Here is a 25,416-nt window from a genome sequence, read left to right on the forward strand (position 1 = left end):
CAATTTGGCGAAGCGGCAACTCCTCCTGGTCGATGCCGACCCGCGCAGCGTGCGCGTGCTCGAAGTCAGCCTGAAGAAGTCGGGTTACAGCGTGACCACGGCTTCCGATGGTGCAGATGCGCTTGCGAAGATCGAGTACTCGACGCCCGACCTGATTCTCACCGACACCCGCCTGCCGACGCTGGATGGCTACGAGTTGGTTCGGCGGCTGAAACAGAATCCCGATCTGAGCGCGATCCCGGTGGTGTTCCTGACGAGTCAGAAATCCATCGAAGACAAGATCCGCGGATTAGAGCTCGGGGTCGAGGACTACCTGACCAAGCCCATCTTCGTCCGCGAGCTGACGGCGCGGGTGAACCTGCTCCTGGCACGTCGCACGCAGGAGCGCATGGCGACGAGCACGGCAGCCGGGGCGCGCACACGGCTCAGTGGCTCCCTGGCCGACATGGGGGTCGTCGACATCATCCAGACCTTCGAGGTCAGCCGGAAGAGCGGCGAGGCTCGCATAACGTCCGGGCGGCTCGAGGCGCTGATCTATTTCAGGGACGGCAAGGTCGTCGACGCTCGGCTCGGTCGGCTGCGCGGCGAAGAGGCGGTGTACCGCGCCTTGATCTGGGGTTCGGGGAGCTTCGAGGTCGAGTTCAAGCCCATCTCCAACGACGATGTCGTTCCCACGACGACACAGGGTCTGCTGATGGAGGGCATGCGGCGAGTGGATGAGTGGGGGCGTTTGCTCGAACAACTCCCGCCGCTCACGACCGTCTTCGAGATCGATCAGGATCAACTCCTCGACCGGCTGTCCGAGATCCCGGACGAGCTGAACGGAATTCTGCGTCTGTTCGACGGACGACGGACGCTCACCGAAGTGGTGGACGACTCGCCGTTCGAGGATCTCTCGACGCTGTCCACCGTGAGCAAGCTGTTCTTCGAAGGTTTGCTGGTCGCGGCCGAGCCCGGCTTGGACGAAGGCATCGATGACGTCGTGCCAAGCGCCGAAGGGGACTCCCTGCCGGTGTCGCGCACGGCTGGAGAGCTCGTGCTCGGCGAAGTGCCAGGGAGCGAGCCCAAGGTTCCAATCGCCGCGCCCGCGCCGTTCGCACCCTCTCTGCCATCGACGTCGGAGACTCTCCCGCGCGAAGCGCCGAGCGTTGGTCCGCGCACGATCCCGGGCGTCGATCCGCCAGACCGCGCCGCGGCGCAGCGCGAATCGGGGCCCATGCGCATGGTGGTGCCCCCGGTGGAGGTGCCGATCTCCCGCTCGCCGGACACCCGGTCGGGACCGCCGGCGTCCTTGTCGAGCACCCAGATGGGGCTCGGCCCCGAGCCGGCGCCGAAGACGACCCTGCCGGATACGCCGGAAGCACGCGCTGCGGTGGCCATCGCGGCGAGCGCGCTGGCATCCTCTGGCCCTGCGACTACGATGCGCGAGACGCCGGAAGCGCGGGCCGCTTCTCCCATTGTGCCCGCGAAGGTGATTCCGTTTCCGGCGAAACGACAGGACGAGTGGGCGGCGCTCCCGGACGCGGAATCGGACGAAACTTCGGGGGAATCGGCTCAGGAGGATGACGTGGGCAAGAAACGCTCTGCCGCCAAGAAGAAGAATAGGAAATTGGACGCACCGGCCGAGACGGTGCGTGCGACGCCAGCGGCTCAAGCGCGCAGCAGTGCCACGTTGCCGAGCGCGGAGGCCGAAGCCAGCGCGGCCATCGCCAAAGCTACGACAGCCGAGAAAGGCGCACCGGCGGAGGCAGCCTCCAAGGCTACAGGTGACAAGGCCGCGAGCAACGACAAGGCCGCGAGCAGCGACAAGGCCGCGAGCAGCGACAAGGCCGCGAGCAACGACAAGGCCGCGAGCAGCGACAAGGCCGCGAGCAGCGACAAGGCCGCGAGCAGCGACAAGGCCGCGAGCAGCGACAACGCCGCGAGCAGCGACAAGGCCGCGAGCAGCGACAAGGCCGACGCAGCTGCGGGCAAGGCCGGCGGTCCGGCGAAGCCGGGCGGCAAGGGCAAAGGCGCGGAGGACTCCTGGCACGGTCACCTCACGTTCTTCGCCGAGGGCGACGCTGGACGCTACGAAGGCGGGCCCGCCCACGGGCCCCAGCAGGATCACGCGGAGATGGAGGTGGAAGCCCGCCCACGACTCTCGGTGACACCCGAGCAAGAGGCCCGGCGCGCCAAGTTCGTGCGCTACGTCGCGATGATCACCGGCGTCGGTCTGGCCGTCGCGGTGTTCGCCATCTACCGCAGCTCTCAGAACACCGAGCTGGAGCCGGCGCCCACCCCCAGCGCCGTCGGCGCGCCGCCTGCATCGACTCCCGCGCGTGTGCTCGAGCCGAAGCCGGAGCCACCGCCCGCGCCAACGCCGACCGCCGAGTTGACGGCAGAGCCGCCGGCTCCAACGGCTTCGGTCGAGCCTGAGCCCCAGCTCGCGCCACCGCCAGAGCCGCCAAAGCCCGAGGCTGTGAAGCCGGAGCCGCCCACGCCACCCGTTGCACCGCCCAAGCCGGTTGCGCCACCGAAGCCGGCAGCGCCACCGAAGCCCGTCGCGGTCGCGCCCAAACCTCCGCTGCCGACACCACCGACACCACCAACACCACCGCCGACGACCACCGGCAAGCCCCCAACCGCGTCGTTCCCTCCCAACTGAGCGCGCCCGCTGCCGAGGCCGCTCGGTTCAGTCTCGCCCGCGCGCCGGATCACGGCGTGCGTCGTAGCTGACCTGCGCCAGGAAACGCGCTCCGTAGTAGTTCCAGAGCATGCCCGCGGACTCGCCGTGGAAGATGCTGACCCGTGGCAGCCAGAACATCGGGCCGGCGCTGGCGGCAATGGGCGCTCCCGTAGCGCGGAACGCGGCCCGATAACCCGCTTGCTGGACCGCCTTCGCACTCGACCGGTCATACGCGCCAAGCGGATAGAAGTAGGCCACCGGCGTTACACCCAGCCGCTCCTCGATCAGCTGGCGACTCAGCTCGAGCTCCTCCTTCAGCAAGCGACCAGACATGCCCGCCAGGCGTCGGTGCATGTGACCGTGGCTGGCAATCTCGCACAGCCCCGAATCGAGCAGCTCGCGCACTTGCGCCCAGTTCATGACGGGGGCGTTCTTCGGAGACTCCAGCATGCCCGTCGGGAGTCCGAGCGTGAAGCGAGCCTTGTGCCTCGCGAGCACCGGCCACGCCTGCGTGTAGACACTCGAGAACCCGTCGTCGATCGTGATCAGCGCGACCCGCGCGGGCAGCGCGATCCGGCCGTCGAGGAAGTCCAGGAGCTCAGTCGTAGTGACGATCTCGACTTCGTGCTGCTCGAGCCAGGTGAGCTGGGCATCGAAGTCGCGCGTCCGGACGCTGAGCGGAACGTTGCCCCGATTGAAGGAGTGATAGAGCAACACGACCGCGCGCGTCTCGGCGCGCGGGGCCAGGGGAAGCGTGAACTGACGCGCCGCCGCCGCCGCGGGTCGCACGGGCTCGGCTGGCGGCTCACGGCGCGTGAGCTCAGGGGCCTCCGTCGAGACCGTGCGGGTGCCGGGCAGCAGGGGCGGCTCCTGCGCAGACGGACGCGCCCGAGCAGGCCCGCGTGCCGTGGGGCCGGCCGGGGCAGGCGGCAGAGCAGCGCAGCCGACGGCCACCGAGAGCGCGAGCAGGGCGAGTTTGTGCACGTCGGCCCGAGCATGCGGGGTGGGGCCCCACGCGACAAATTTTCAGGGAACCTTCCCGCGGGGCCGCAATCGCCCCGGGGGCATCAGCGCCTCCGCACCCGGGGATCGAGCACGGCGTAGGACAAATCCACGAGGAAGTTCGCCAGCACCACCACCGTGGAGAACAGGATCACGACGCCCATGATCACAGGCCCATCCCGCTCGACGATCGCGTCCACGCTGAGCGCGCCGATGCCGGGCCAGCGGAAGATCTTCTCGGTCACGATGGCGCCCCCGACGAGCGAGCCCATGCTGAGCCCGATCACGGTCACCAGCGGCATCATCGCGTTGCGCAGCGCGTGCCGCACGACCACCACCCACTCCCGCTGCCCCTTGGCGCGAGCGGTGCGGATGTAGTCCTCTTTGAGCAACGTGATCATCTCGTCGCGCACCAGTCGTGTGTAGTACGCCGCGCCATACAGGCCGAGGGTGAGGGCAGGCAAAAAGGCAGCGTGAAGCTGCTCGGCCGTGGTCTGACCGTAACCGTCCAGCGGGAACAGCCGCAGCTCGCGCGCGAAGAAATGTTGCAGCAAGAGTCCGGTCAAGAAGGTCGGCGCGCTGATGCCCACGAGCGTGAGTGTGACAGTGCCGAAATCCAGGATGCCATGGCGCCGCATGGCCGCGAGCACGCCCGCCGCAGCCCCGAGGGTCACCTCGATCACGAGCGCGAGGAAACCCACGAGCAGGGTAGGGGGCAGCGCTTTGGCGAGCAACGTGGTGACGGGCTTGCGCTTCAGGTAGCTGACTCCCAGATCGATGCCCAACGGTCCGAGCCGCCAAGCACTGTCGTTCTTGAGGTCCGCGGGTGGCTTTCCGAAGCTCACGAGCCCCGTCATGTAGCGGGCGTAACGAATGTGGACTGGCCGATCCAGCCCGAGCTGCGTGCGGATGCGCGCCACGTCGGCGGGGCGGGCCTGGGGTCCGGCGATGACGCGCGCGGGATCCTCGGGCAACACGTTGTAGATGAAGAAGGTGGCGGTCACGACCGCCCAGATCGTGAAGGCCGACCACAACATGCGGCGCGCGAGGTAGGCGAGCATCAGCGACCGCCTCCGGCGAGGGCCAGCGTGGTCCTGGCCTGGTCACGCCCCAGACACCGGAGGCGATCGAATACCCCGCGGCGGCCGGAGCAGCGCTCCGAGAGCGCCACACTCTTCCGTCCTCCGTCGTCCAGCCAGGCGTCACGCAGGTACTGGCTGAGCACCGGGTGCGGTCGATACCCCTTCACGTACGGCTGCCAGATCTCGAAGTAGCTGTAGGTGTAGGTCGTGGCCCAGGGCGCCTCTCGCGCTACGACGGCCTCAGCCTGACGATAGAGCTCCTTGCGCTCGCCGTCGTCGGTCGAACGCCGCGCGCGATCGAGCAAGTCGTCGAAGCCCTTGTCGGAGAAGAAGGCTGCGTTCTGGCTCTCTTCGTCCTGAATGCTCTTGCTCGCCAAGATCGGCTCGAAGAAGGTGGAGGGGTCGGGGAAGTCCGCGTGCCAGCCGGAGAAACCCATGGGCGCCGTCTTGCGGCGGCCGGTCTTCGCCAGGAAGGTCGGCCAGCCAACAACCTGGATCTTGATGCGGAGTCCGATGCGCGCGAGCTGCTGCTGATAGACCTCGGCCGCGGTCTGCGCGTAAGAATCCAAGATCGCGAGGTAGGGGATCTCGTGTGGATAACCCCCCTGGCCGGTCTTCGGGTCATACGCGAAGCCCGCCAGTCGCATCTCTTCCAGGGCCAGAGCGTAGTCGTAGTGCTGCTGGGGGTAGTCCGCGGACGCGGGGATGAGCACGTTGGGGACCATCTTTGCGTGCGCCTGTACGTGGCCCGGTCGCACGCTGGCGACCTGTTCACGATCGATCGCGTAGCTCACCGCGCGGCGCACGTGGCGATTGTCGAACGGCGCCATCTCGGTGTTCATGAAGGTGCCGCCCGTGGTCAGCGACGGCTCCCACTCACCGCGGCCCTTCCAGGCCGGGCTGGTGCGGTAGAGCAGGCTGTCGGCCTCGCTCAGCTCGCGGATGTAGTCCAGATCCCCCTGCTCGAACTTGAAGCGCTGAGTGAAGCTCTGCATCGACAAGAACCAGTCGATGCCATCGAGATACGGGCGGCCCTTCTGCCAGTAGCCCTGGTGGCGGACCATGCGGATGATCTGGCCGTTTTCGTAGCGCGTGACCTTGAACGGTCCGGCGCCGCAGGGGCTGCCAGCGAAGCTCCGATCCCAGACCTTGCCCGCGCTCTTGCAGACCGGCGCCACGATCGGCAGGGCCATGATGTGCAAGAACGTCGCGTCCGGCTCGCTGAGCAAGATGGCGATCTGATAGTCCCCCTCGACGACGACGCCGGCCAAGGCGTCGGTCTTGCCGTCGTGGTAGTCGCTGAACCCGACGATGCGTTCGTAATAGGACGGCACGGGGCAGGGAGTCTTCACGTGTAGCGCGCGTTCGATGCTGCGCTTCACGTCGGACGCCGTGAGCTCGGTGCCGTCGTGAAACGTGACGCCGCGGCGCAGCGGAAAGACGTAGCGCTTACCATCGGGGGATTTGTCGATGCGCTCGGCCAAGACCGGGACGATTTTTCCCTCCTTGTCGTAACTGACCAGGCCGTCGTAAATCAGTGACTCGATGGCGCTGGCGGCGGTGTCGAACGCGGTCGCGGCGTCGAGGCCGCGCACGTCGGTGAAGAACGCAGTCCGCAGCACGCCGCCGCGCGTGGGAGGCACGTCGCGATCTTCGCCGATCGGGGCAGCCACGCCCGTGCTGCAGCCGAGCGCGAGCACACAAACAATGCCGCTGGCGAGGCCCTTCGCCCCGCCCCGGCGGTCGCCGCTCCTCGACTCAGTCTTCATGTGGGTCGAGCGCGTCTCGCAGCCCCTCTCCCATCAAGTTGAAGCCGAGCACGGCCAGGAAGATCATGATCCCGGGGGCCAGCACCAAGCGCGGTGCGACGGTGTAATAACGCTGACCCTCGAGCAGCATGCGCCCCCACGTGGCCGTTGGAGGTGGCAGGCCGACCTGCAGATACGACAGCACACTCTCGGCGATGATCATCTGGGCCACGGAGGCCGACGCGATCACGATCAGGGGGCCCGCGACGTTGGGCAAGATGTGGCGTGCCAGGATCGCCGGGGTCGATTGGCCGAGGGCGCGGGAGGCCACGATGAAATCGAGGTGTCGGACCTGAATGGTCTTGCTGCGGATGATGCGCGCGGTGCCAAACCAGCTCGTCAGGCCGAGCACCATCAGGATGGTGACGATGGTGGTGTCACCGACCGCGGCGCCGATCGCCATCACCAAGAGCAGGTAGGGGAAGCTCAGTCCCACGTCGACCAGCCGCATCAGCGCGGTGTCGAGGCCCGCCGCGCGGGTGCCCTCGGCGTACCCACTCACCAGCCCAACGAGCGCACCGACCACGATGCTGATCGTGGTCGCGAAGAAGGCCACCAAGAGTGAGATCCGCGCGCCGTGGGCGAGGCGGCTGAAGGAGTCCCGAAACAAGGGGTCGACGCCGAGCCAGTGGCCGGCGCTGACCCCCAGGAGCGCGCCGCCCGAGTCGCGTCCTCTGCCGAAGTCGCTGAGGTTGGGGTCGTGTCCGGCGAGCACCGGTCCAACCACGGCGAACAGCACCAGGAAGACGACCAAGATCGTGCCGATGACCGCGCCACGGTTCTTCTGGAAACGACGGAAGGCGCGCGGGTCGAACATGGTCAGGGCGGACGCCCGATCATTACCCTCATTTTCCGTCGCGCAGAAAGCCGCTCAGCGCTCGTCGGTCAGGAAGCGGCGAATCACCGCGCCGACCTGCTCTGGCCGCTCTTCCTGCGGGCAGTGGCCCGCGTCCACGAGCTCCAGGCGGGCGCCGCGGATTTCTCGCGAAAGCCGCTGGCCGAAGGCCGCGGGGCAGATCCGGTCGTGGCGACCCCAGACCACCAGCGTCGGCGTCTCGACCCGGGGTGTCAGGGCACTGATCGCGCGAGTGTCCGCCGTGCGACGCAGCGTCGCCAGGGCGCTGCCGCGGGCGGCCGGGGTGTTGAACAGATCGTAGTAGTGATCGATGCGCGCAGTCTCCAGATCGGCGTTCGGTGCGAGCAGCGAGCGGCGGAAGAAGGTCCGGAACGCGACCCGCCCGAGCAGCTGCTTGACGACGATGCCGCCCAGCAGCGGGACTGCAGCGACACGCGTGGGCCAGCTGGGCTCCGGCTGGTGCCAGGCCGCGTCGAGCAGCACGAGCTTGCTGGTCAGCTCAGGGTGACGGGCCGCCAGCGCGATCGCCACGGCGCCGCCGAGACCGTGACCCACCACGATGGAGCGCCGGAGCGCGAGCCCCGCGTACAGGTCCACGATGGCGTCGGTGAACGCTCCAATGTCGTAGGCGAAACGGCTCGCCGGAGGTTTCTCGCTGTCACCGAAGCCCGGCAGATCGGGCATGACGTGGTGGAAGTCCGGGCCGAGGGCACGGATGAGGGGCCTCCAGGTCGAGTGATCCAAGTACAGGCCGTGCAGGTAGAGCACGGGGGCCCCGGTTCCGTCCTCGGCAACACGCAAACGGACTCCGCGTGCCAGGACGTCGCGGTGAGCCCGCTCGGTCATGGCGCGAGACTAGGCATGACTCGCCGATGCGCAAAAGCAAAGCCGGGGACTGCGGAAGGAAGGCAACGAAATCACGAGGCTCCGTCCGCGCGGGCGCGCGGCCTCGGGCGCGAATCAGGCGAGCCGTTGGGCGCGCTCGGTGTGCGCCGCGTTTCGGCGACAGCCGCAGGCATGCGCCCGCGCGCCGCGCCGCTCACGCGCGACACCGATCATGCGCCTGCGCTAGCGCGCCGCGCGCCGCCTCCGCGCTTGCTCCGGCGCACGCCCGAGCGTCCAGGCATGCACTCGTACCCTCGCGTCATGGCTCTCGCCCTGGCTTTCTCCCACCCCCTCGCTCTCACCCGCGCCCGCCCTCGCTTTCGCCCGCGCCCTCGCTCTCGCCCGCGCCTTCGCCCGCGCCTTCGCCCGCGCCTTCGCCCGCGCCCTCGCTCTCGCTCTCGCCCGCGCCTGCTCCTCCGCACGACGCATCAACGACAGCGCGCCGCGCGCCGACCCGTATCGCGCTCCCTTCGCGCTGCGCAATACGACACCGCTCGCCCCGACCCCGCCGCATCGCTGAGCGCTGCTCGCTGCAACGCGCACTCCACTCGATCTCGAGCGCTCGAGCAACACCCCTCCGCTCGCACCGCGTGAGTCAGACTCACCCCGCGTGCGCGAATTCGTCCCGCGCCAAGCCGCGGCGAGAGCGTCTCTTTGAACCTGCGACAGGTAGTTCCATCTGAGTCCATGTGTGATGGAGTGGGGAATGGACACTCACCTGCACACGTGTGCGCGCCCAATCGTCCAGTGCGCAGGCGCTCACCCACGGTTAACGATGTAGTTCCATGTGTGCATGGACAGCAAATCAACCCGATGGACAACTCTTCAGGCAGGACAAATAATGTCTCACCTCAACGCGGGTTGAGCGTCCATGGAGCTGTCCCGGTTCGGCTGCAAAAAAAAAGGTGGAAAGCGTTTTGGGCGATCCACTCAATAGAATATATTCGCTCGCGTCAGAGGGTGCCGCGCTGCGGCGAGGACGACACAGACGATGCCGGGAATCGACGACGCCACACTTCAGCGACTCGAGCGAGACCGCGCCTCGGGCCTGAGCTCCGCCGAGATCCTCGACGTGTTCGCGACCCACGGGGTGGCGCTCTCGGAGGCGACGCTCCGCAAGTACGTGCAGCTGGGCCTCTTGCCCCGCAGCGTCCGGGTCGGCAAGAAGGGCAAACACCAGGGCTCGCAGGGGATCTACCCGGTGAGCGTGGTTCGCCAGATCCTGCGCATCAAGCAGATGATGGCGGAGAGCTACACCATCGAGCAGATCCAGCGTGAGTTCCTGTTCATGCGCAGCGATCTGCAGGCGCTCGAGCAGACCCTCGAGGGCCTGTTCGACAAACTCGAGCACATGGTGGGCGACAAGAAGCGGGGCGAGGCGACGGCCAAGGCCGTGGCGCGCGACGTGAGCGAGGCCCGTACGCTCAGCAAAGACTTGTTGGCACGGCTCGTGGCCATCGAATCGCGGCTGACGTCGCGAGCGAGGCTCGAGCGAGCCGTGGCTTCATGATGGGTTCAGTTGGAGAGGTCTCGGGGCAAGAATTGACTTAGCGCGACTCGAGCGAGGGAGATCATCACGACGGCGGGTTCGTCGTGGCGAGCGCTCGAATCGTCAGGCTTCGAACAAGGGATAGCGAAAACCACGTGATCGGGACGGGCTCCCGGCCGCGACGGGGATCGTGCGTGCAAGCGGTAACGGAAATCTCTGGAGGCAGGCGCATGGATTCGAACAATCAGGGCGGCACGCCCGACACGGCGGCGAACGAGACGACGGTTCAACCCGAGACGGTGGGAGCCACCGCTCTGGCCTGTGAGCCCGACAGCGAAGAAATCACCCGGGAACAGCGGCGGTCGCGCCGCAAGCGGGACGTGCGCGCGCGCACCATCAGCGTCAAGCGCATGACCAAGCGCGAGCTGGAGATTGGGCGACTGCTCTACCCGGAGTCGGACTACGAAAAACCCTCGACCCGCGCCGAGTGCGCCGAGGGCCCGCGTCCGTGCCCCTACGTCTCGTGCAAACACCACCTCTACATCGACGTGTCGCCGCGCACCGGCGCCATCAAGCTCAACTTCCCGGACCTCGAGGTCTGGGAGCTCAACGAGTCCTGCGCCCTCGACGTCGCGGACCGTGGCGGGACCACCCTGGAAGACGTCGGAGCAATCATGAATTTGACCCGTGAGAGAATTCGTCAAGTTGAAGTCAAGGCTCTGGCCAAGCTCGAGGCGCTGCGCGACATGCTGGCGCTGCGCGACTACATCGATGAGGGCCCGGTCGGCAAACGTCGCCTCCCGCAGCTGACGAAGGCGGATCTCAGCGCGAAGGACAAGGACGACGACGCGAGTGACGATCTCGATTCGGACGACGTCGACTTCGACGGCCTGGACGCCTGAGAAAGAAGAGCTCCCGTCCCCCTCTGCCGCGCCGCCCAAAGCTCGGGGTCGCGCGGCAGAGACGCGTCTGGGTCTCAGCCTCGCAGGGCTTCCACCGTGCGCAGGAAGCTCCGGCCCAAGATCTTCTGGATCGTGTCGCTGTCCATCCCGGCATCGAGCATCCGCTGGACCAGCCGCGGCAGCTCGAGGCACGTCGGCATGTCCCGCGGCGGCCAGATAGCGCCGTCCCAGTCGCTGCCCAGGGAGGCGTGATCGGCGCCCACCGTCTTCACGATGTGGGCGAGGTGTCGGACGACGCTCTCGGCCCGGCCGCCGAGGAGCGGGTCACCCAGGAAGCTCGACTGGTACATCACGCCGATCGTGCCGCCGCTGTCGGCGATGGCGCGGAGCTGCGCATCGTCGAGGTTCCGCCAGTGTTCGAACACGCCCGAGACGCCGGTGTGCGTGACCATGAGCGGCTGGGTCTTGTCGTGGATCTCCACCGCGTCCCAGAAGCCGCGCTTACTGATGTGGGCGAGGTCCACGAAGATCTTCTTGGCGTTCAGCCCTCGGACGAATTCCCGCCCGCGTCCCGTCAGGCCCGTGTCACGCCGTGAGGCGAGCGGAGAGCTGGTGACCCCGAGGCTCGACGACGACAGGTGCACCACCGTCACCCGTAGCACCGAGCCGTCGGCCAGGTGGTCCAGCGCTTCGGGCTCGACGTCGAGTGCGTTGCCGCCCTGAACGCCGATGAACGCCGCGTGCCGACCGCTGGCGCGCGCCGCGCGGTACTCGGCGACGTTGCGCACGAGGCTGAACTGCTCGCTGACTCGGCTGAAGACCCGCCGGAGCTCGGCGAGGTTCCGCACGAAGGTCTCGGCTCTGGAGGCGGCGGGTCGCGCCGGGTTGGTGGTGATCACCCAGGTGGCTCCGCCGAGCTGCGCCTCGAGCACGCGAGGGAAGTCGACTTGACTGTAAAAGCGAGCACCGAAGAGCCCGTGACCATGGCGCTTTTCGAGGTCGTAGACCCCAACGCGGTGCCAGATGAACGAGTCGACGTGAAGGTCGATGACGTCGCTCGCGAGGTAGAGCTCGACCGCTTCTCGGGAGATCCCGAGCTCGCGGGCCCAAGCCTCGGGGTCAGCTCGATGGTTCCGATATTCGAGCCGCGGCATGGCGACTCCATAACACGTGGCCCGCGGCGGCCGCTTCAACATCTGGTCGAGGGACGAAGGAGCGCGGGCGCGTCCGGGCACGGGAGGAGCGCGGCCGCACTCCCGTGCGTGGGAGTGCGGTCGGCCCCAGAGCGCCGAACAGGTTGAACGTCGTTTGTTTTCAGCGACTTGCAATGTGTTCGGCGCTCGCGCGCGGAGCGCGCACGGCCGAAGGCCGGGGGTTTGGGGCGCAGCCCCAACGTAAAGGTCCTAGAACACGAGCAGCGCAAGCTGATCGGTGTTCTAGCTGGCGGTCAGAGGCCCTTGGGCACGCTCTCGAGGTCGACCCCGGCGAGCGCAAACCGGATCAGCGCGCTGCGGTTCGCCTTGGTGAGTCCCTTGGACTTGAGCGTATCGACCATCTCGTCGAGCCGCTTGAGATCGTCGGTGTACATCGAGATGCAAATCACCTTGTAGTGCGTGGGTTTTTCGTCCCTCGCCCGCGCGGGTCGCGCGCTCGCGATGGGCCGGGGGCTTGCGTAGAAGTTCGAAGAGAGCACACCTTCGACCTCCTCTCGGTCGAGCACCCGCGCCGTTGCATCCCTGAAATCGTCTCTTTCCGTCACGCCACACCTCCCAATCGAGAAAGCTCGGGCGTCAGCGTGACGCCCACCGTATCTGCCAGTAGTTTTTCGACGACCTTGTCGTAGTCCGCGGCGGCGCCCAGGCCGGGGGCGTACTCGCGCAGGGTCTTACCCTCGGCGGGTGCCTCTTTGACCTTGATGGCGGTGCGCACCGGATCGAGGCAGCGCTCCTTGAAGTGTTCGCGCAAGGTGCCGAGGGCCTCGTGGCAGATGCGCGCCCGGGAATCGAACATCGTCGGCAGCACGCCCCACAGCGCGACCGGGTGGCCGAGCAGGCGATTCACCTGACGGATCGTGCGCAGCACCTGGCGCACACCGACCAACGACAGGTAGTCGCAGGCCACCGGGCACAGCACCGAATCGGCGAAACACAGCGCGTTTTGGTTCATCAACGACAGACTCGGGGAGCAATCCACCACGATGAAGTCGTAGCTCTCGCGGGCGCTCGCCAGGCGCTCCGCGAGCACGCGGTCACGCTGTCGGCGGCCTGCCAGGTAGAGCTCGGCGGCCGCGAGGGTCTCGTTCGACGGGAGCAGATCGAGGCCCGGACGAACCTCGGTCACCGCGTCGCGGATGGGCAGCCCCATCACCAGCACGTGGTACAGCGAGCGCTCGGCGCTGACTCCGAGCGAGACCGCGACGTTGCCCTGCCCGTCCGTGTCGACCAGAAGGACCCGCTCGCCACGAGCGGCGAGGCCGGCGGCGACGTTGACCGACGTCGTCGTCTTCCCGGTCCCGCCCTTGTGGTTGAAGACCGCGAGCACACGTGGCGACCCGGGGCGGCGCGACGGCCTCGCTCCGGCGCTCGGGCGGTGGTCGGCGGAGCTCGCGTTCGCAATGCGCGCGCGACACGTCTCGCTGCAGGCGTAGTGGCGGCGCCCGGCGAGATACAAGACCTCTCGGGCCAGCTCGACGGCGAAGCGACTCCCGCAGCTGTCGCAGGCGACCAGGCCGCTCGTCGCGGCGGCGTGACTGTGCGCCAAGCAGGCCTGCGAGCAGAAGAACAGTGTCTCCGGGCTACCGCCGCCGGCCCGCGGCCGGAGCTCCGCTTGATAGCGGAACTGGACCTCGAATTCGGCGTGACAGATGCTGCAGCACGGCTTTGGTTTCATCACATCCAGGCGGCGCTTGGTTAATGAAGCGTCGTCGAATCGGATGTCATGCCCCCCGGTCCAGGGCCAAGTTTAGGGGCGTTCCAGCACGAAATAAACCAAACCCTGGCTGCCCTGCCGCTCGCTCGTCTGCTCGAACCCGTCCGAGTCGAAGTCAAAGTGGGTGTCGCCTGCTGGCGCCCCTGGCACGCGAGTCAGGTGCACGCGCCGCACGTGCGGCATGGCGGCTTCGAGCAGCACCGCTCCGCCGATCACGAAGGGCTCGGGATCGAGCTCGAAGGCGAGGCGGAGCGCGGACTCGAGGTCCGGCACGGCGTGCACTCCGGGCGGCGGAGTGAACGAGCGACTGACGACGATGTTCGTCCGTTCGGGGAGTGGCGCGCCGACCTCCTCCCAGGTTCGGCGCCCCATGAGCACCACGTGACCGCTTGTGGTGCGGCGGAAGTGCTCACGGTCCTCCGGGTAGTCCCAGGGCAGGCGACCTCCGCGTCCCATGACCCCGTTCTCCGCGACCGCGAAGATCGCTTGCAGGCAGCGCGCTCGAGCGGGGGTCACGCGTCCTCGCTCGAGTCAGTGGCGGAAGTGCCGCACGTTGGTGAACACCATGGCCAGGCCGAGTCGATCGGCCGCGGCGATCACGTCGGCGTCCTTCTTGCTCCCGCCGGGCTGCGCCACCGCGGTAACCCCTGCGGCAGCCGCGGCCTCGACGCCGTCCGGAAACGGGAAGAACGCATCGGAGGCGAGTACGCTACCGCGTGCGCGCTCTGCCGCGGTCTTGCAGGCTACCTCGACGGCGAGCACCCGCGCGGTCTGCCCGCCGCCGATGCCTGCCGTGACGAAGGCGCCGGGCGTCTCACCCGGTCGCGCGAGCACGATGGCGTTGCTCTTGACGTGCTTGCAGGCGCACCAGGCAAACTCGAGGCCGAGGAGCTCCGTCTCGGTCGGCGGCCGTGCGCTGACGACCTTGCCCGCGCGCACCTCCCCGGCACCGGTGGCGTCGCGGCTCTGCAACACGTAGCCGCCTCCGACGCGTTTCAACGTGCGCGCGTGATGGTCACGTCCCAGCCACTCTCCGGTAGCGAGCAGGCGCAACGCGCTCTTCTGGCGCAGCCGCTCGAGGGCGGCGCTCGAGAAGCTCGGCGCGATGACACACTCGAGGAACGTCTCTGCGCAGAGCGCCGCGGTTGTTGCGTCGACCTCGCGATTGAGGGCCACGATGCCGCCGAACGCGCTCATGGCATCGGCGTCCCGCGCTGCGCGATAGGCGTCGGCCAGCGTCGTAGCAACGGCGACGCCGCAGGGGCTCGTGTGTTTGACCACCACCGCCCCGGGGCCCTCGAGCTCTCGCACGGCGTCCAGCGCGGCCTCCGCGTCGACCAGGTTGTTGAACGAGAGCTCCTTGGCTCCGCTGCCCAGACTCTCGGCTCGGGCAAGCGAGCCCGCCGGCGCGCCGCGCTCGCGGTAAAAGGCCGCCGACTGGTGCGGGTTCTCTCCGTACCTGAGGCCGTAGGCCTTCTCCATCGGCAGCGTGAGGTACCTCGGCCAGCCATCGGTCTCACCCTCGGCGCTGAGCCAGCCGCTGATTGCCGCATCGTAGGCCGCCGTGTGAGCGAAGACCTTGGCGGCCAGGCGGCGGCGGGACGCGAGGCTCGTCTCGCCGCTGGCCTCGAGCTCGGCGAGGACGAGGGCGTAGTCCTCGGGATCACACACCACGGTGACCCGGGCGTGGTTCTTGGCGGCGGAGCGCAACATGCTCGGGCCACCGATGTCGATGTTCTCGATCAGCTCGTCGAAGGCCGCATCTGGGCGCCCGAGGGTTTGTTCGAACGGGTAGAGGTTCACGACCACCAGATCGATGAGTCGAGCGCCGATGCGCTCCAGATCGGCTTCGTCGGTGCCTTCGCGGGCGAGCAGCCCGCCGTGTACCCGGGGGTGCAGCGTCTTGACCCGCCCGTCCATGACCTCGGGCGAGCCGGTGTAACTCTCGACACCCTCGACGGGGATGCCAGCGCTCTTCAATGCCGCGAGCGTTCCTCCCGTGGAAAGCAGGGCGACGTCGCGCTCTGCCAGCGCTCGTGCAAAATCGACGAGACCGGTTTTGTCGGACACCGATAACAGCGCGCGTCGAATGGGCATGGCGCGTCGCTATCGCGAAGGACGGTGCGGCGTCAATCGTGTATGCTCCGCGGCCATGCGGCGACTCCTCCTGGGCCTATCTTGCGTACTTTCGGCGGTCAGCTTGCTGGGCGTCGGGGCTTGTTCCTCGGACGACTCTGGCGGCGGGGGCAGTGGTGACACCAGCTACGAGCCGCCGGGAAACGGCGTGGGCCTCGGGGAGAGCGAGGCTTGCAAGGCCATCACCGGCGCCGAAGACGCCAAACGCGCGGAGCTGTCCTGCGGTCCGGTGACACGGCCGCCGTGCCCGACCTACCTGCAGAAGGGCAACCCGGCTTGCTCGGAGTACGATCAAGGGACGGTCAGCGCCTGTGTCGCCTACATCGCAGGGCACACGAGCTGCGCTGCGCTCACCCAGAAGAAGTGTGTCGTCAAGGTGCTGGCGGGCTCGGCGCCGAACGGCTGCCCCTCGAACGACGCGGGGCCAGATGCGGCCGACGACGCGGAGGCGGACGCAACCCCGGACGCCGGCAGCGACGCAGAGATGGACGCAACGAGCGACGCCGAAGCCGACGCGACGGCGGACGCAACGCCGGAAGCGGAAGCCGGGACCGACGCCGCGACTGACTGATCCCGGAATATCGCGTCCTCGGTCCGCGTGAGCGCTCGCGGCTCAGGTCGCGGCCGCGCGACTCTGCCAGAACGCCGCCAGATCTGCCGCGAGCGGGGACTCGAGCTCGAGTTGCGCTCCGGTGATGGCGTGGGTGAGGCGATAACGATGCGCGTGCAAGGCGTGGCGAGGCAGCTCCAGCGCGCGCAGATCGGCCTCGGTCAGCTCCCCGTCGGCGGCACGCGCCAGCATGCGCTCGTCGGGGCCGTAGAGTTTGTCGCCGACGATGGGAGTGCCGGTGACGGCCAGGTGCACGCGGATCTGGTGCTGGCGCCCCGTGTGCAACCGGCAGCGGCTGAGGGCGTAACCCGCCACCGAGTCGAGCAGCATCACCTCCGTGCGCGCCTCGAGGCCGCCCTGTCTTGCGACGCGCATCTTCACCCTCAGCGGGTTGTCCGTGTCGGGCTCCAGGGGAAGCTCGACGAAGCCAGCTTCGGGCACGCCCCAGGTGATGGCCAGGTAGTCCTTCTCGACGTCGAGCTCGGCGCGCCCCTTCGAGACCGCGACACTGCGGTCTTCGAGCTGTTTCTTGAAGGCGCGGTCCGAGGCGCGGGTCTTGGCTACCAACAGCAGGCCGCTGGTCTCGCGATCGATGCGGTGGATCAACGAAAAGAACTCGCCCGGGCGGGTCTTTTCCAGCTGTTTCATCACGGTGCCGTGGTGATGACGGGCAGTCGGGTGGACCGCCATCAGCGGAGGTTTGTCGATCACCAGCAGATGTTCGTCTTCGTAGACGACCGGTAGCGGTGCGGGTTCGTCCAGCTCTTCGAACGGGAGACGCCAGAGCACGACGCGATCTTCGGCGCGAACCCGGTCGTTGTGCTTGAGCTTCTTGCCTGCCGGCGAGTAGGCCGTGTTGTCGACGATGGAGCGGGCGCGGGTGCGGCTGGTGTTGCGCAGCTGTCCGGCCATGAACACGTCGAGGCGCATGCCTTCGGCTTCCGCCGGCACCCGCACCACGCGCAAGATGGCGTCCTCGGGGATGCCCGGGGGGCGCACGAGCGCGAGCTCACTGGCTCCGGAGTCGGGAAAAGCTGCCACTCTGCTGCCTTCGCCTCGGTCAGCCGGCGCGTCGGATCTCCGTGCCCACGCCGTGGTCCGTGAAGATCTCCAGCAAGAGAGCGTGGCTCCGGCGCCCGTCGATGATGTGCACCTTCTCGACGCCAGCGCTCACCGCGGCGAGGGCACAGCGCACCTTGGGGATCATGCCCCCGCGGATGACCTGGCGAGCGATCAGCGCCTCGGCCTCGGCGGCGTCGAGCGACGACAGCAGCGCGCCGGTCTCGTCCTTCACCCCGTCGACGTCAGTCATCAGGACGAGCTTGGCAGCACCGAGGGCGCCGGCAATGCGCCCGGCCGCGGTGTCGGCGTTCACGTTCAGCGCGAGGCCTGCCTCGTCCACCGCGATCGGCGCGATGACGGGCAGGAAGCCGCTGTCCAGGAGCTTGTCCACGATGCGAGGCTCGACTTCATCGACATCGCCCACGCGTCCCAGATCGACCAGCACATCGCCGCCCGCCGCGTCTTTTGCTGGCACCTCCGCCAGGCGATGTGCGCGCATGAAGTGGTCGTCCTTGCCGCTGAGTCCGACGGCGCGCCCGCCGTGTTTGCAGATCAGCCCGACGATGTCCTGGTTGACGGCGCCGCCGAGCACCATCTCGACGATGTCCATCGTGGCGTCGTCGGTGACACGCAGGCCGGCTTGAAACGACGAGTCGAGCCCGATGCGCGCGAGCATCTGGTCGATCTGGGGTCCACCCCCGTGGACCACCACGATCCGGATGCCGACGTAGCGGAGCAAACACACGTCGCGGGCGAAGCTCTCCTTGAGCTCGGCGTCCACCATGGCGTGCCCGCCGTACTTGACCACGAAGGTTCGGCCGTGAAAGCGCCGGATGTAAGGCAGCGCTTCGTGGAGAATTTTGGCCTTTTCGACCAGCAGTTCCATCGCCAAGGAGCGTAGTCCAGGCGGGGCGAGTGGAGAAGAACGGGCTGCCCGCCGGGGCGCCGGACCCGCTTCGACCCGGCGCCACAGCCACAGCCCGAAGGGCAGGGGGGACGCACGCGGGGTGTCGTGATAGACCGCCCCCACGATGGAAATCTTGATGGTCGCGCTCGAGCTCAGCCCGTTCGTCCGCGAGACGGAGGCGGCTGACGCCGTCCACTCGTTGGCCAAGGCGATGCGGCAGCTCGGACACAACGTCACCGTGGCGATCCCCCGCCAGCCTGGCTTCGAGGAGTCCGGGCTCTTGATGGCGCGGCGCCTGACGCCGCTGCCACTGCCGGACGGCGGTGAGGTTCCGGTGCTCGACGCGCAGCTGCCTTCGGGCGTGCAAGTGACCCTGTTCGACGCCCCGGTCTTGTTCGATCGTCCGGGTGTCTACTCGGAAAATGGCGTCGACTACCCCGACAACGCCAAGCGCTTCACCCTGCTCTCACAGGCGGCCGCGGCACTGGTGCGGCAGCGCGCCCAGCAGGGCACGGCGTTCGACATCGTCCATTTGCACGACGCGCCGGCGGCGCTCGTGCCCCTGGCGCTGGGCCGAATTCCCGGGCCGCCGGTGCCCACCGTGCTGACGATTCACGACGCCGCACGTCAGGGCAGCTTCGACAGTGATCAGGCCGAAGACCTGCTCGCCGAGATCAAGAAGGACACGTCGCTCGCGGTGGACGGCAAGCCGAACCTGCTGCGAGCAGGCATCGCCCACGCCGACGCGGTGACGACGGTCTCGCCCACGTACGCGACGGAGCTCGCCAGCGGTTTCGGAGATTTCTCCCGCGCCGTCGCCGCTTCCGGCAAGACCATCGTGGGCATCACGCAAGGGATCGACTACGCCGTCTACAACCCCGCGACCGACGCGGCGCTGCCGAGCCGCTACGACGCGGAGGACGCAACCAACAAGGGGATCTGCAAAGGCGCCGTGCTGCGCGAGCTGGAGCTGCCCATCGACGTCACCCGGCCGCTGCTCTTGATCGACGGTCCGCTGACGCACGAGCGGGGAGGGGAGCTGCTCGTCGGCGCCCTCGCGGGGCTCTTGAAGAACGATCTGGCGATCGTCGTTGCGTCCGAGCTCACGCCTGCCCAGGCCAAGAAACTTCGCCTCCTGCGCACGCGCCGCCCGGACGACTTTGCGCTGGTCGAGCGCCCGACTGCGGCGGGTGTGCGGCGCCTGTATGCGGCCGCCGATCTGGCGCTGATGGCTCCACGCCTGGCACCCTCGGGCCAGGCGCAGCTCATCGCTCAGCGCTACGGCGCGTGGCCGATTGCGCGGGCTGTCGGTGGGATCCTCGACACGGTGGTCGACTGTGAAGCGGAGCTCCTGACCGGCACGGGTTTCCTCTTCGACGAAGAGACCGAGGCTTCGCTCGCGGGGGCGGTGGCGCGTGCCCTCGCTGCCTACGCCTCGCCGTCAATGCCCCGGCTGCGGCGTCGGGTCATGCGACTCGACGTCGGCTGGGATCGCCCCGCTCGCCGCTACCTCACGGTGTATCGGCAGATCCTCGGCGCCGGGCGCTGAGGGGGGCGCAGTCTTCGCCCAGGTGCGCAGGTGCATCAGTGCACCCAGCCACACACTCCGTAGGGCGATCAGGCCGAAGATGACCGCCTGATGGACCAAGGTGGCGGCCGTCACCCGCGCCGCACCCGTTCGACCCACATCGATCGCGCCAAGCAACGCGCCGCCGCCGAGCGCGAGGCACAAGCCCGCCACGAGCAGAAACGTAGCGAGCGCGAGCATGACGAGGGCATGCTGCCGTAGGCTGCGGAGCGCAGCCCGGAGCGCGGCGAGCACGCGTGCGCCGCCGGCCACTTCGACTCGGGCGAGATCCTCGATTACCCCCAGCCCCAGCACGATGCACACGGACAACAGCGCCAAGCCGAGCTGCGCGAGGTCGGCACGACGTTCGTCCCAGACCAGATCGAGTCGGCGGCCGAGCGCGCCGATGCCGAGTGCCGCGATGACCGCGATCAGTCCCTGGAAGAACAGGCGGGCGCCGAACAGCACGCTGAGCCGAGGGAGCAGCTCGATACCACGCCGAGTCCACTCAGCCGGGCCGGTCCGGCGCGGCTCCGCCAGCGCACACAGCAGGCCGCCGACGGGGATCAACGTCAGCCACGCCAGCACTCCACCAATGATCAGGGAACCGCGGAGCTGGGACGCGAGCACCGGCAATGAACCTCTGATTGCATCCAACAGCTCCAGCCCACCGGGCTCGAACAGGATGGCGTCACCCCGCGGATGGGACGTGGCCCCTTGGCTCGTGAGCGCCCGCGAGAGCGGGCTCGCCAGGATCCACGCAACGAGCAGGCGGAGCGCCCAGACGCAGCCGACCGCGCGAATGGCCTTTCGCGTCGCTACGAATCCGGACCGGAGCGCACTCATGGGCCGACCGAGCCGAGCGCGAGCTCGGTGAAATAGGTGAATCGTTCGAGCACACGGTGACCAAAGGCAGGGCGTTTGCGGCGGGCGTTGTTGCCGAAGTCCTGGTCCAAGAGCACCTTGCGCTCGGGATCGACGATGGCGCCGACGACCTCGTCGGGCCCGGTCGCTTCGAATGTGGCCCAGTCGCCGTGACCGTCGAAGTAACGCCGTTCACTCTTGCCCGACGCGAAGATCAGATCGACGTGGACTGGAAACTCGAGCGTTCCGCGGCGGCGAACCAGCACGCGGCAGGAGTGGAGCGGGGCGTCTTTGGGTTTCTCTCGCTCGACGGTGGTCCGACCGGTCTGCCCGTCGAACACACCCGGGCTCGGTGTGCTCGGCACGCAGTCGAGGTCCGCGAGCACGTAGTCGACCCACCCCTTGTCGAACAGAGCCCGCTCCGCCATGTCGTGGGCGTCGCTGCCCATCTCGGCCCGGAGCTCGTCCAGGAAGTTCTTCGGCAGCGGGTGGCCAAAACGCTGGCGCCGAGCGTAGTTGCCGAGCGCGCGCTCGAGCGCTTCGCGCCCCCAGACGTTGCCCAGGGTCTCCAGGATCAGAGCCGTGCGGGCGTAGACCAGCGCACCGATGCTCTGGAAACTGGAGAAGCGTGCTGCAGGCTGTGCGACGGGATCGTCGTGAGCGCTCTCGAGGGCGACCGCGCGCCGCGCCGCCGAGCCCGAAATCTCCAGCCCGAAGCTGGACACCAGCGAGCCCGAGCCGAAGATGGCGTTCATCGCGCCCGTCTCCGCGAACGTGTTGAGTCCCTCGTCGAGGAAAGGCCAAGTGTATTCGTCCGACGCGAGCATGCCCTGAAACCACTGGTGGCCAAGCTCGTGCACGGTCACGCCCTCGACCATGCGCAGGCCCGACCAGGGTGCCCACCACGGCCCGCCGGTGGTGATGAGCGTCGGGTACTCCATGCCGCCGGCGTTCTTGGCGTGTTCGGGGGGATGAACGACGGTGAGCGTGGGGTGCGGATAGGGGCCGTACAGCTGGTTCATGCGAGGCAGCGCCGCGCGCACCGCAGACAGCTCGACGCCCGCGTTCTTTTCATGCCCCGGCGGATACAGCACCCGCACGTCGACCCCGGCGATGGTCTCGCGCTTTTCTCGAAAGTCCGGCCAGGCGGTCCACGCGAAATCGTGGACCCGATCCGCTTCGAAGCTGAGGTGTCTGCGGTCGCCGTCGACCTCGTTCTTCGTCTCGCGTCCGGTCGCGCCGACGATCATCTGGCGCGGCACGTCGAGGTTCACCTGGTAGCGACCGAAATCCGCGTAGAACTCCGCCTGCGGATGAAAGGTGAAATGGGCCCAGCGCCCGTCTGCTTCGCGGCGGGCGAGCTTGGGAAACCACTGGCCGACGAAATGGAAGTTCCCGGAGTAACCGCTGCGCTCCACGATGCTCGGCAAACGACTGGTCCACTCGAAATCGATCGTCAGGGTCTTGCCCGGCAGAACCTCGCTGGGCAACGGCAGGCGAATGTCGGTTTGGTCTTCCGGATCCCCCGGGCTCACGCGCGCCGCGTCGGGCCACAGGTCCTTGTTGCCGAGCTCGCGGATCGAGAGCCGCGAAACGTCGATGTAACCCCAATCGGTGCCGTGCTCTCCGCTCCGGCCTGCACCAAAAGGTGAGCGCAGAAAGACCGTCCGTTCGTTCTTGAAGGCGTTGAGGTAGAGGTGAAACCACAGCTCACGCGTGGGTTCACGCGCGGTATTGAGCCAGGTGAGCGTGCCCTTGCCGGTGATGATGTGAGTGGCCGCGTCGAGGCGGGCGTCGAGCACGTAGGAAGCCACCCGCGCAGGCTCGGCGCTGGGTGGGGGAGCCGGCGCGCTATCGGTCGGCTTCGGTGTCGCGCCGAGGGTGTCCGCGAGGCTCTCCCGGCTCCCGGCCAGGAGCAGCAGCCCCAGCGCCGAGAGTGTGACGCCGCCGAGCAGCTCAGCGAGTCGCGCCATCTTCGCCGAGCGCGATGACTCGCTGCTCGAGCAGGGTGTGCATGATTCGAAGCGCGTCGAGGCGAGGCATGCCGCTGATGTCCAAGATCTCCTCGAGCGACGAGCTGCCGTCGACCAATGAGAGCAGGAACCCGGCGCGGTGGTCGAGCGAGAGCCAGCGGACCTGGTCGGGAGCGATGGCGACCTTCACGGACTGTTCCAGCGAGCCGAGCCGAGCCGAGTACATCTGCAGCAGCACCTCGCGGCAGCTCTCGGCGAAACGGGCGGCGTCCTCGTTGCCCGGCTCTGACTCCAGGAGCGCCTCGGCCAGCTCCAGCGCGCCCGTGAAATCGCCGGCGGCGTAGCGGTCGCGCATTCGGCTGACGACCGGCTCTTCGACCGCGGGCGCGATGGGCGTCTCGAAGTCGGCCTCGAGGGATTCCGCGCTCAGACCGAGCTGCATTGCGTCGGGCGCTTTGTCGGACGGCAGGTGGAGGCCGAGGTCGTCGAACTTCTCCCGCTCGCCCATGGGCTCGTCGAGGTCCGGCACACTGTCGCCGAGGCCGATGGGGGTCCGGCGTTCGAAGCGGTGGTCGCCGAGAGGCTGCACGCCCGAGGCCTCCTCCTTCTCCTCGGCCAGCGCCATCGCGTGCCGAACGTAGTCGTCGCTTGGCTCCTCCGGGATGCTCGTGACCCGCTGAAACTCGTCCGCCTCGAGATCCGGGACAACCTGCAAACCGGCGAGGGGGATCGTCCCGCTCGCGTCGTCGTCCCACGCCATGTCGATCAGCTCGAGATCGGCGGGGGACTTGCTGGGTTTGCTGCTGTCGTTGCCCATTTACCTTCGTCCAGGCGCGGCTTCGATCACTTCAGGAACGTGCCACGACCCCCTTGAACATGCGCTCGGTGCGCTGAAGCTGCTCGATCTGCTCCTTGAGACCGTCGCTGTCGCCCTTCTCGATGCACGCGCGCGTCGCTTCCACGATGCGCTTGGCCTTGCTCATGGCGTCGCGTCCGAAGTCGGCTCCGCCCACCACGCGCTCCACGTCGGGGAAGAGGCGCTCGACCTCGGCGACCAGGGACTCGGCCTGTTGTTTCAGGCCCTCGAACGCCTCGTCGTGACGGCGCTCGACCATGTAGTCCTTGGCGTTCTCCATCATGCTCTTGATTTCGTCCTGGGTCAGACCGCTGGTGGCGGTGACCTGGATCGACTGAGCCTGGCCGGTCTCGAGATCCTTCGCGTGCACACTGACGATGCCGTCCGTGTTGATCTCGAACGTGACCTCGATCTCGACGTGCCCCTTGGGCGCGCGGCGGAGTCCGGTGAGGATGAACTCGCCGAGCAATTCGTTCTCGTCGGCCTTCTTGCTCTCGCCCTGCATGACGAGGATCTTCACCGCGGTCTGATCGTCGCGGCTGGTGGTGAACACCTTCGTCCGGCTGGTCGGGACCGTGGTGTTCTGGGGGATCAGCTCCTCGAAATAGCTGCCAAACGTCATGATGCCGAGCGCGTGCGGCGTGACGTCCAGCAGGATCATCTCGTGTTTCTCTTCGACCAGGGCAGCGCCCTGGATCGCCGCGCCGAGGGCCACGACCTCGTCCGGGTGCACGGTCTTGCTCGGCTCCCGGTTGAAGAAGTCGGCCACGGACTTCTGGATCGTGGGCATGCGGGTCATGCCGCCGACCAAGATCACGTCTTCGACCTCGTCGACGCCCAGCTTGGCGTCGTCGAGGGCCTGTTTGCAGATGTCGACGGTGCGCTCGACCAGGTCCTCGGTGAGCTGTTCCAAGGTCTGGCGGGTCAGCGTGCGCTGCAGATGAAGCGCCTCGTTGCGGCCGGTCGAGATGATGAACGGGAGGTTGATCTCCGTCTCTTTCACGCTCGAGAGCTCACACTTGGCCTTCTCCGCCGCGTCCCTCAGCCGTTGGAGGGCCATGCGGTCCTGGCGGAGATCGATCTCGTGCTCCTCTTTGAAGCTCTCCACCAGCCAGTCGATGATCCTGGCGTCGAAGTCCTCGCCGCCCAGGAACGTGTCACCGGTCGTGCTGATGACCTTGAACACGCCGTGGGCCCCGATCTCGAGGATGCTGATGTCGAAGGTGCCGCCGCCGAGGTCGTACACCGCGACGGTGCGGTCCAGGTCCTTGCCGAAGCCGTAGGACAGCGAGGCCGCCGTCGGTTCGTTGATGATGCGGATGACGTCGAGCCCGGCAATGGCCCCGGCGTCCTTGGTGGCCTGGCGCTGATTGTCGTTGAAGTACGCCGGCACGGTCACGACGGCCTTGCTGACCGGGTGCCCGAGGTAGTCCTCGGCGATGACCCGCATCTCTTGCAAGATCATCGAGCTGATTTCGGGCACGGAGTAGGTCTTGTCGCGCAGCTTGATCCGCACGTCACCGTGGGGCCCTTCGACGATCGAGTAACTCGACGTCATCAGCGCGTTCTTGACCTGTGGCGAGTTCCACTTGCGCCCGATCAGCCGTTTGGCCGCGTAGACCGTGTTCTCGGCGTTGGTGATCGCCTGACGCTTGGCGATGTGGCCAACGAGACGCTTTCCCGCTTCCGTCACGGCGACGATGCTCGGAGTGGTCTTGTAGCCCCCGCGATTGGGGATGACGACGGGCGCTTCGCCCTCCATGACCGCGACGCACGAGTTCGTCGTGCCGAGGTCGATTCCGATGACCTTTTCCGCCATTG

General features: G+C 67.8%; 21 protein-coding genes. 5 read left to right on the forward strand and 16 right to left on the reverse strand.

All coding sequences use genetic code 11. The features are described 5' to 3' along the window. Nucleotides 1-4: 4 nt before the first annotated feature. A complete protein-coding gene (locus IPI67_16650; GenBank protein ID MBK7581824.1) occupies nucleotides 5-2,647 on the forward strand; it encodes a response regulator in 2,643 nt (880 codons plus the stop codon). Between the two features lie 27 nt (nucleotides 2,648-2,674). On the opposite strand, the gene IPI67_16655 is transcribed toward IPI67_16650, so the two are convergent. The 5 genes from IPI67_16655 to IPI67_16675 form a co-directional block, all read right to left on the reverse strand. Further along, a complete protein-coding gene (locus IPI67_16655; GenBank protein MBK7581825.1) occupies nucleotides 2,675-3,652 on the reverse strand; it encodes a polysaccharide deacetylase family protein in 978 nt (325 codons plus the stop codon). Nucleotides 3,653-3,735: 83 nt separating this feature from the next. After that, complete coding sequence (locus IPI67_16660) at nucleotides 3,736-4,731, reverse strand: ABC transporter permease (protein MBK7581826.1); 996 nt, start codon at nucleotides 4,729-4,731, stop codon at nucleotides 3,736-3,738. Beyond that, nucleotides 4,731-6,521: an ABC transporter substrate-binding protein gene (locus IPI67_16665; GenBank protein ID MBK7581827.1), complete on the reverse strand. Its 1,791-nt coding sequence runs from the start codon at nucleotides 6,519-6,521 to the stop codon at nucleotides 4,731-4,733. The genes IPI67_16660 and IPI67_16665 overlap by 1 nt, the downstream gene beginning before the upstream one ends. After that, entirely contained in the window at nucleotides 6,511-7,377 is an 867-nt protein-coding gene (locus tag IPI67_16670; protein MBK7581828.1) for an ABC transporter permease, read from the reverse strand. Before IPI67_16670 ends, IPI67_16665 begins: the two co-directional genes overlap by 11 nt. Before the next feature lie 54 nt (nucleotides 7,378-7,431). Next, complete coding sequence (locus IPI67_16675; protein ID MBK7581829.1) at nucleotides 7,432-8,262, reverse strand: alpha/beta fold hydrolase; 831 nt, start codon at nucleotides 8,260-8,262, stop codon at nucleotides 7,432-7,434. A gap of 1,030 nt (nucleotides 8,263-9,292) precedes the next feature. On the opposite strand from IPI67_16675, the gene IPI67_16680 reads away from it, so the two are divergent. Together IPI67_16680 and IPI67_16685 are read left to right on the forward strand one after the other, a co-directional pair. After that, on the forward strand, nucleotides 9,293-9,811 hold the full coding sequence (locus tag IPI67_16680; protein ID MBK7581830.1) for a hypothetical protein: 519 nt from the start codon (nucleotides 9,293-9,295) through the stop codon (nucleotides 9,809-9,811). A 389-nt stretch (nucleotides 9,812-10,200) separates the two neighbouring features. Then, entirely contained in the window at nucleotides 10,201-10,692 is a 492-nt protein-coding gene (locus tag IPI67_16685; protein MBK7581831.1) for a hypothetical protein, read from the forward strand. A gap of 74 nt (nucleotides 10,693-10,766) precedes the next feature. On the opposite strand, the gene IPI67_16690 is transcribed toward IPI67_16685, so the two are convergent. The 5 genes from IPI67_16690 to purH all read right to left on the reverse strand — a co-directional run bounded on the left by IPI67_16690 (nucleotide 10,767) and on the right by purH (nucleotide 15,717). Next, nucleotides 10,767-11,846, reverse strand: coding sequence for a membrane dipeptidase (locus IPI67_16690; GenBank protein ID MBK7581832.1), 1,080 nt, complete (start codon nucleotides 11,844-11,846; stop codon nucleotides 10,767-10,769). 293 nt (nucleotides 11,847-12,139) lie between these two features. Then, nucleotides 12,140-12,451, reverse strand: a complete 312-nt coding sequence (locus IPI67_16695; GenBank protein MBK7581833.1) for a hypothetical protein — start codon at nucleotides 12,449-12,451, stop codon at nucleotides 12,140-12,142. Next, nucleotides 12,448-13,581 carry a ParA family protein gene (locus tag IPI67_16700; GenBank protein ID MBK7581834.1) on the reverse strand — a complete coding sequence of 378 codons (1,134 nt, stop codon included), beginning with the start codon at nucleotides 13,579-13,581 and terminating at the stop codon, nucleotides 12,448-12,450. The genes IPI67_16695 and IPI67_16700 overlap by 4 nt, the downstream gene beginning before the upstream one ends. A 72-nt stretch (nucleotides 13,582-13,653) precedes the next feature. Next, entirely contained in the window at nucleotides 13,654-14,136 is a 483-nt protein-coding gene (locus tag IPI67_16705; GenBank protein ID MBK7581835.1) for a dihydrofolate reductase, read from the reverse strand. 15 nt (nucleotides 14,137-14,151) lie between these two features. Further along, nucleotides 14,152-15,717 (reverse strand): bifunctional phosphoribosylaminoimidazolecarboxamide formyltransferase/IMP cyclohydrolase, encoded by a 1,566-nt coding sequence (gene purH / locus IPI67_16710; protein MBK7581836.1) that lies wholly within the window; start codon nucleotides 15,715-15,717, stop codon nucleotides 14,152-14,154. A 55-nt stretch (nucleotides 15,718-15,772) separates the two neighbouring features. On the opposite strand from purH, the gene IPI67_16715 reads away from it, so the two are divergent. Beyond that, nucleotides 15,773-16,327 carry a hypothetical protein gene (locus tag IPI67_16715; GenBank protein ID MBK7581837.1) on the forward strand — a complete coding sequence of 185 codons (555 nt, stop codon included), beginning with the start codon at nucleotides 15,773-15,775 and terminating at the stop codon, nucleotides 16,325-16,327. A 42-nt stretch (nucleotides 16,328-16,369) separates the two neighbouring features. On the opposite strand, the gene IPI67_16720 is transcribed toward IPI67_16715, so the two are convergent. Further along, on the reverse strand, nucleotides 16,370-17,407 hold the full coding sequence (locus tag IPI67_16720) for an RluA family pseudouridine synthase (GenBank protein MBK7581838.1): 1,038 nt from the start codon (nucleotides 17,405-17,407) through the stop codon (nucleotides 16,370-16,372). Between the two features lie 19 nt (nucleotides 17,408-17,426). After that, nucleotides 17,427-18,314, reverse strand: a complete 888-nt coding sequence (argB, locus tag IPI67_16725) for an acetylglutamate kinase (GenBank protein ID MBK7581839.1) — start codon at nucleotides 18,312-18,314, stop codon at nucleotides 17,427-17,429. 145 nt (nucleotides 18,315-18,459) lie between these two features. On the opposite strand from argB, the gene IPI67_16730 reads away from it, so the two are divergent. Then, nucleotides 18,460-19,884 (forward strand): glycogen synthase, encoded by a 1,425-nt coding sequence (locus IPI67_16730; GenBank protein MBK7581840.1) that lies wholly within the window; start codon nucleotides 18,460-18,462, stop codon nucleotides 19,882-19,884. Here the strand turns inward: IPI67_16730 and IPI67_16735 are convergent. From IPI67_16735 to dnaK, 4 genes are read right to left on the reverse strand one after another with little or no spacing between them, the layout of a single operon-like run. Continuing rightward, entirely contained in the window at nucleotides 19,777-20,748 is a 972-nt protein-coding gene (locus tag IPI67_16735) for a hypothetical protein (GenBank protein ID MBK7581841.1), read from the reverse strand. The two genes, IPI67_16730 and IPI67_16735, sit on opposite strands and share 108 nt — an antisense overlap. Further along, complete coding sequence (locus IPI67_16740) at nucleotides 20,745-22,739, reverse strand: M1 family metallopeptidase (GenBank protein ID MBK7581842.1); 1,995 nt, start codon at nucleotides 22,737-22,739, stop codon at nucleotides 20,745-20,747. Before IPI67_16740 ends, IPI67_16735 begins: the two co-directional genes overlap by 4 nt. Further along, a complete protein-coding gene (locus IPI67_16745; GenBank protein MBK7581843.1) occupies nucleotides 22,723-23,556 on the reverse strand; it encodes a hypothetical protein in 834 nt (277 codons plus the stop codon). Before IPI67_16745 ends, IPI67_16740 begins: the two co-directional genes overlap by 17 nt. A 31-nt stretch (nucleotides 23,557-23,587) precedes the next feature. Then, the gene (gene dnaK / locus IPI67_16750; GenBank protein ID MBK7581844.1) at nucleotides 23,588-25,414 is read right to left on the reverse strand and encodes a molecular chaperone DnaK; all 1,827 of its coding nucleotides are present in this window, start codon (nucleotides 25,412-25,414) and stop codon (nucleotides 23,588-23,590) included. Between the last annotated feature and the right edge of the window lie 2 nt (nucleotides 25,415-25,416).

The organism is Myxococcales bacterium (genome assembly GCA_016706225.1).
In the GTDB taxonomy this organism is placed as follows: Bacteria; Myxococcota_A; Polyangia; order Polyangiales; family Polyangiaceae; genus JADJKB01.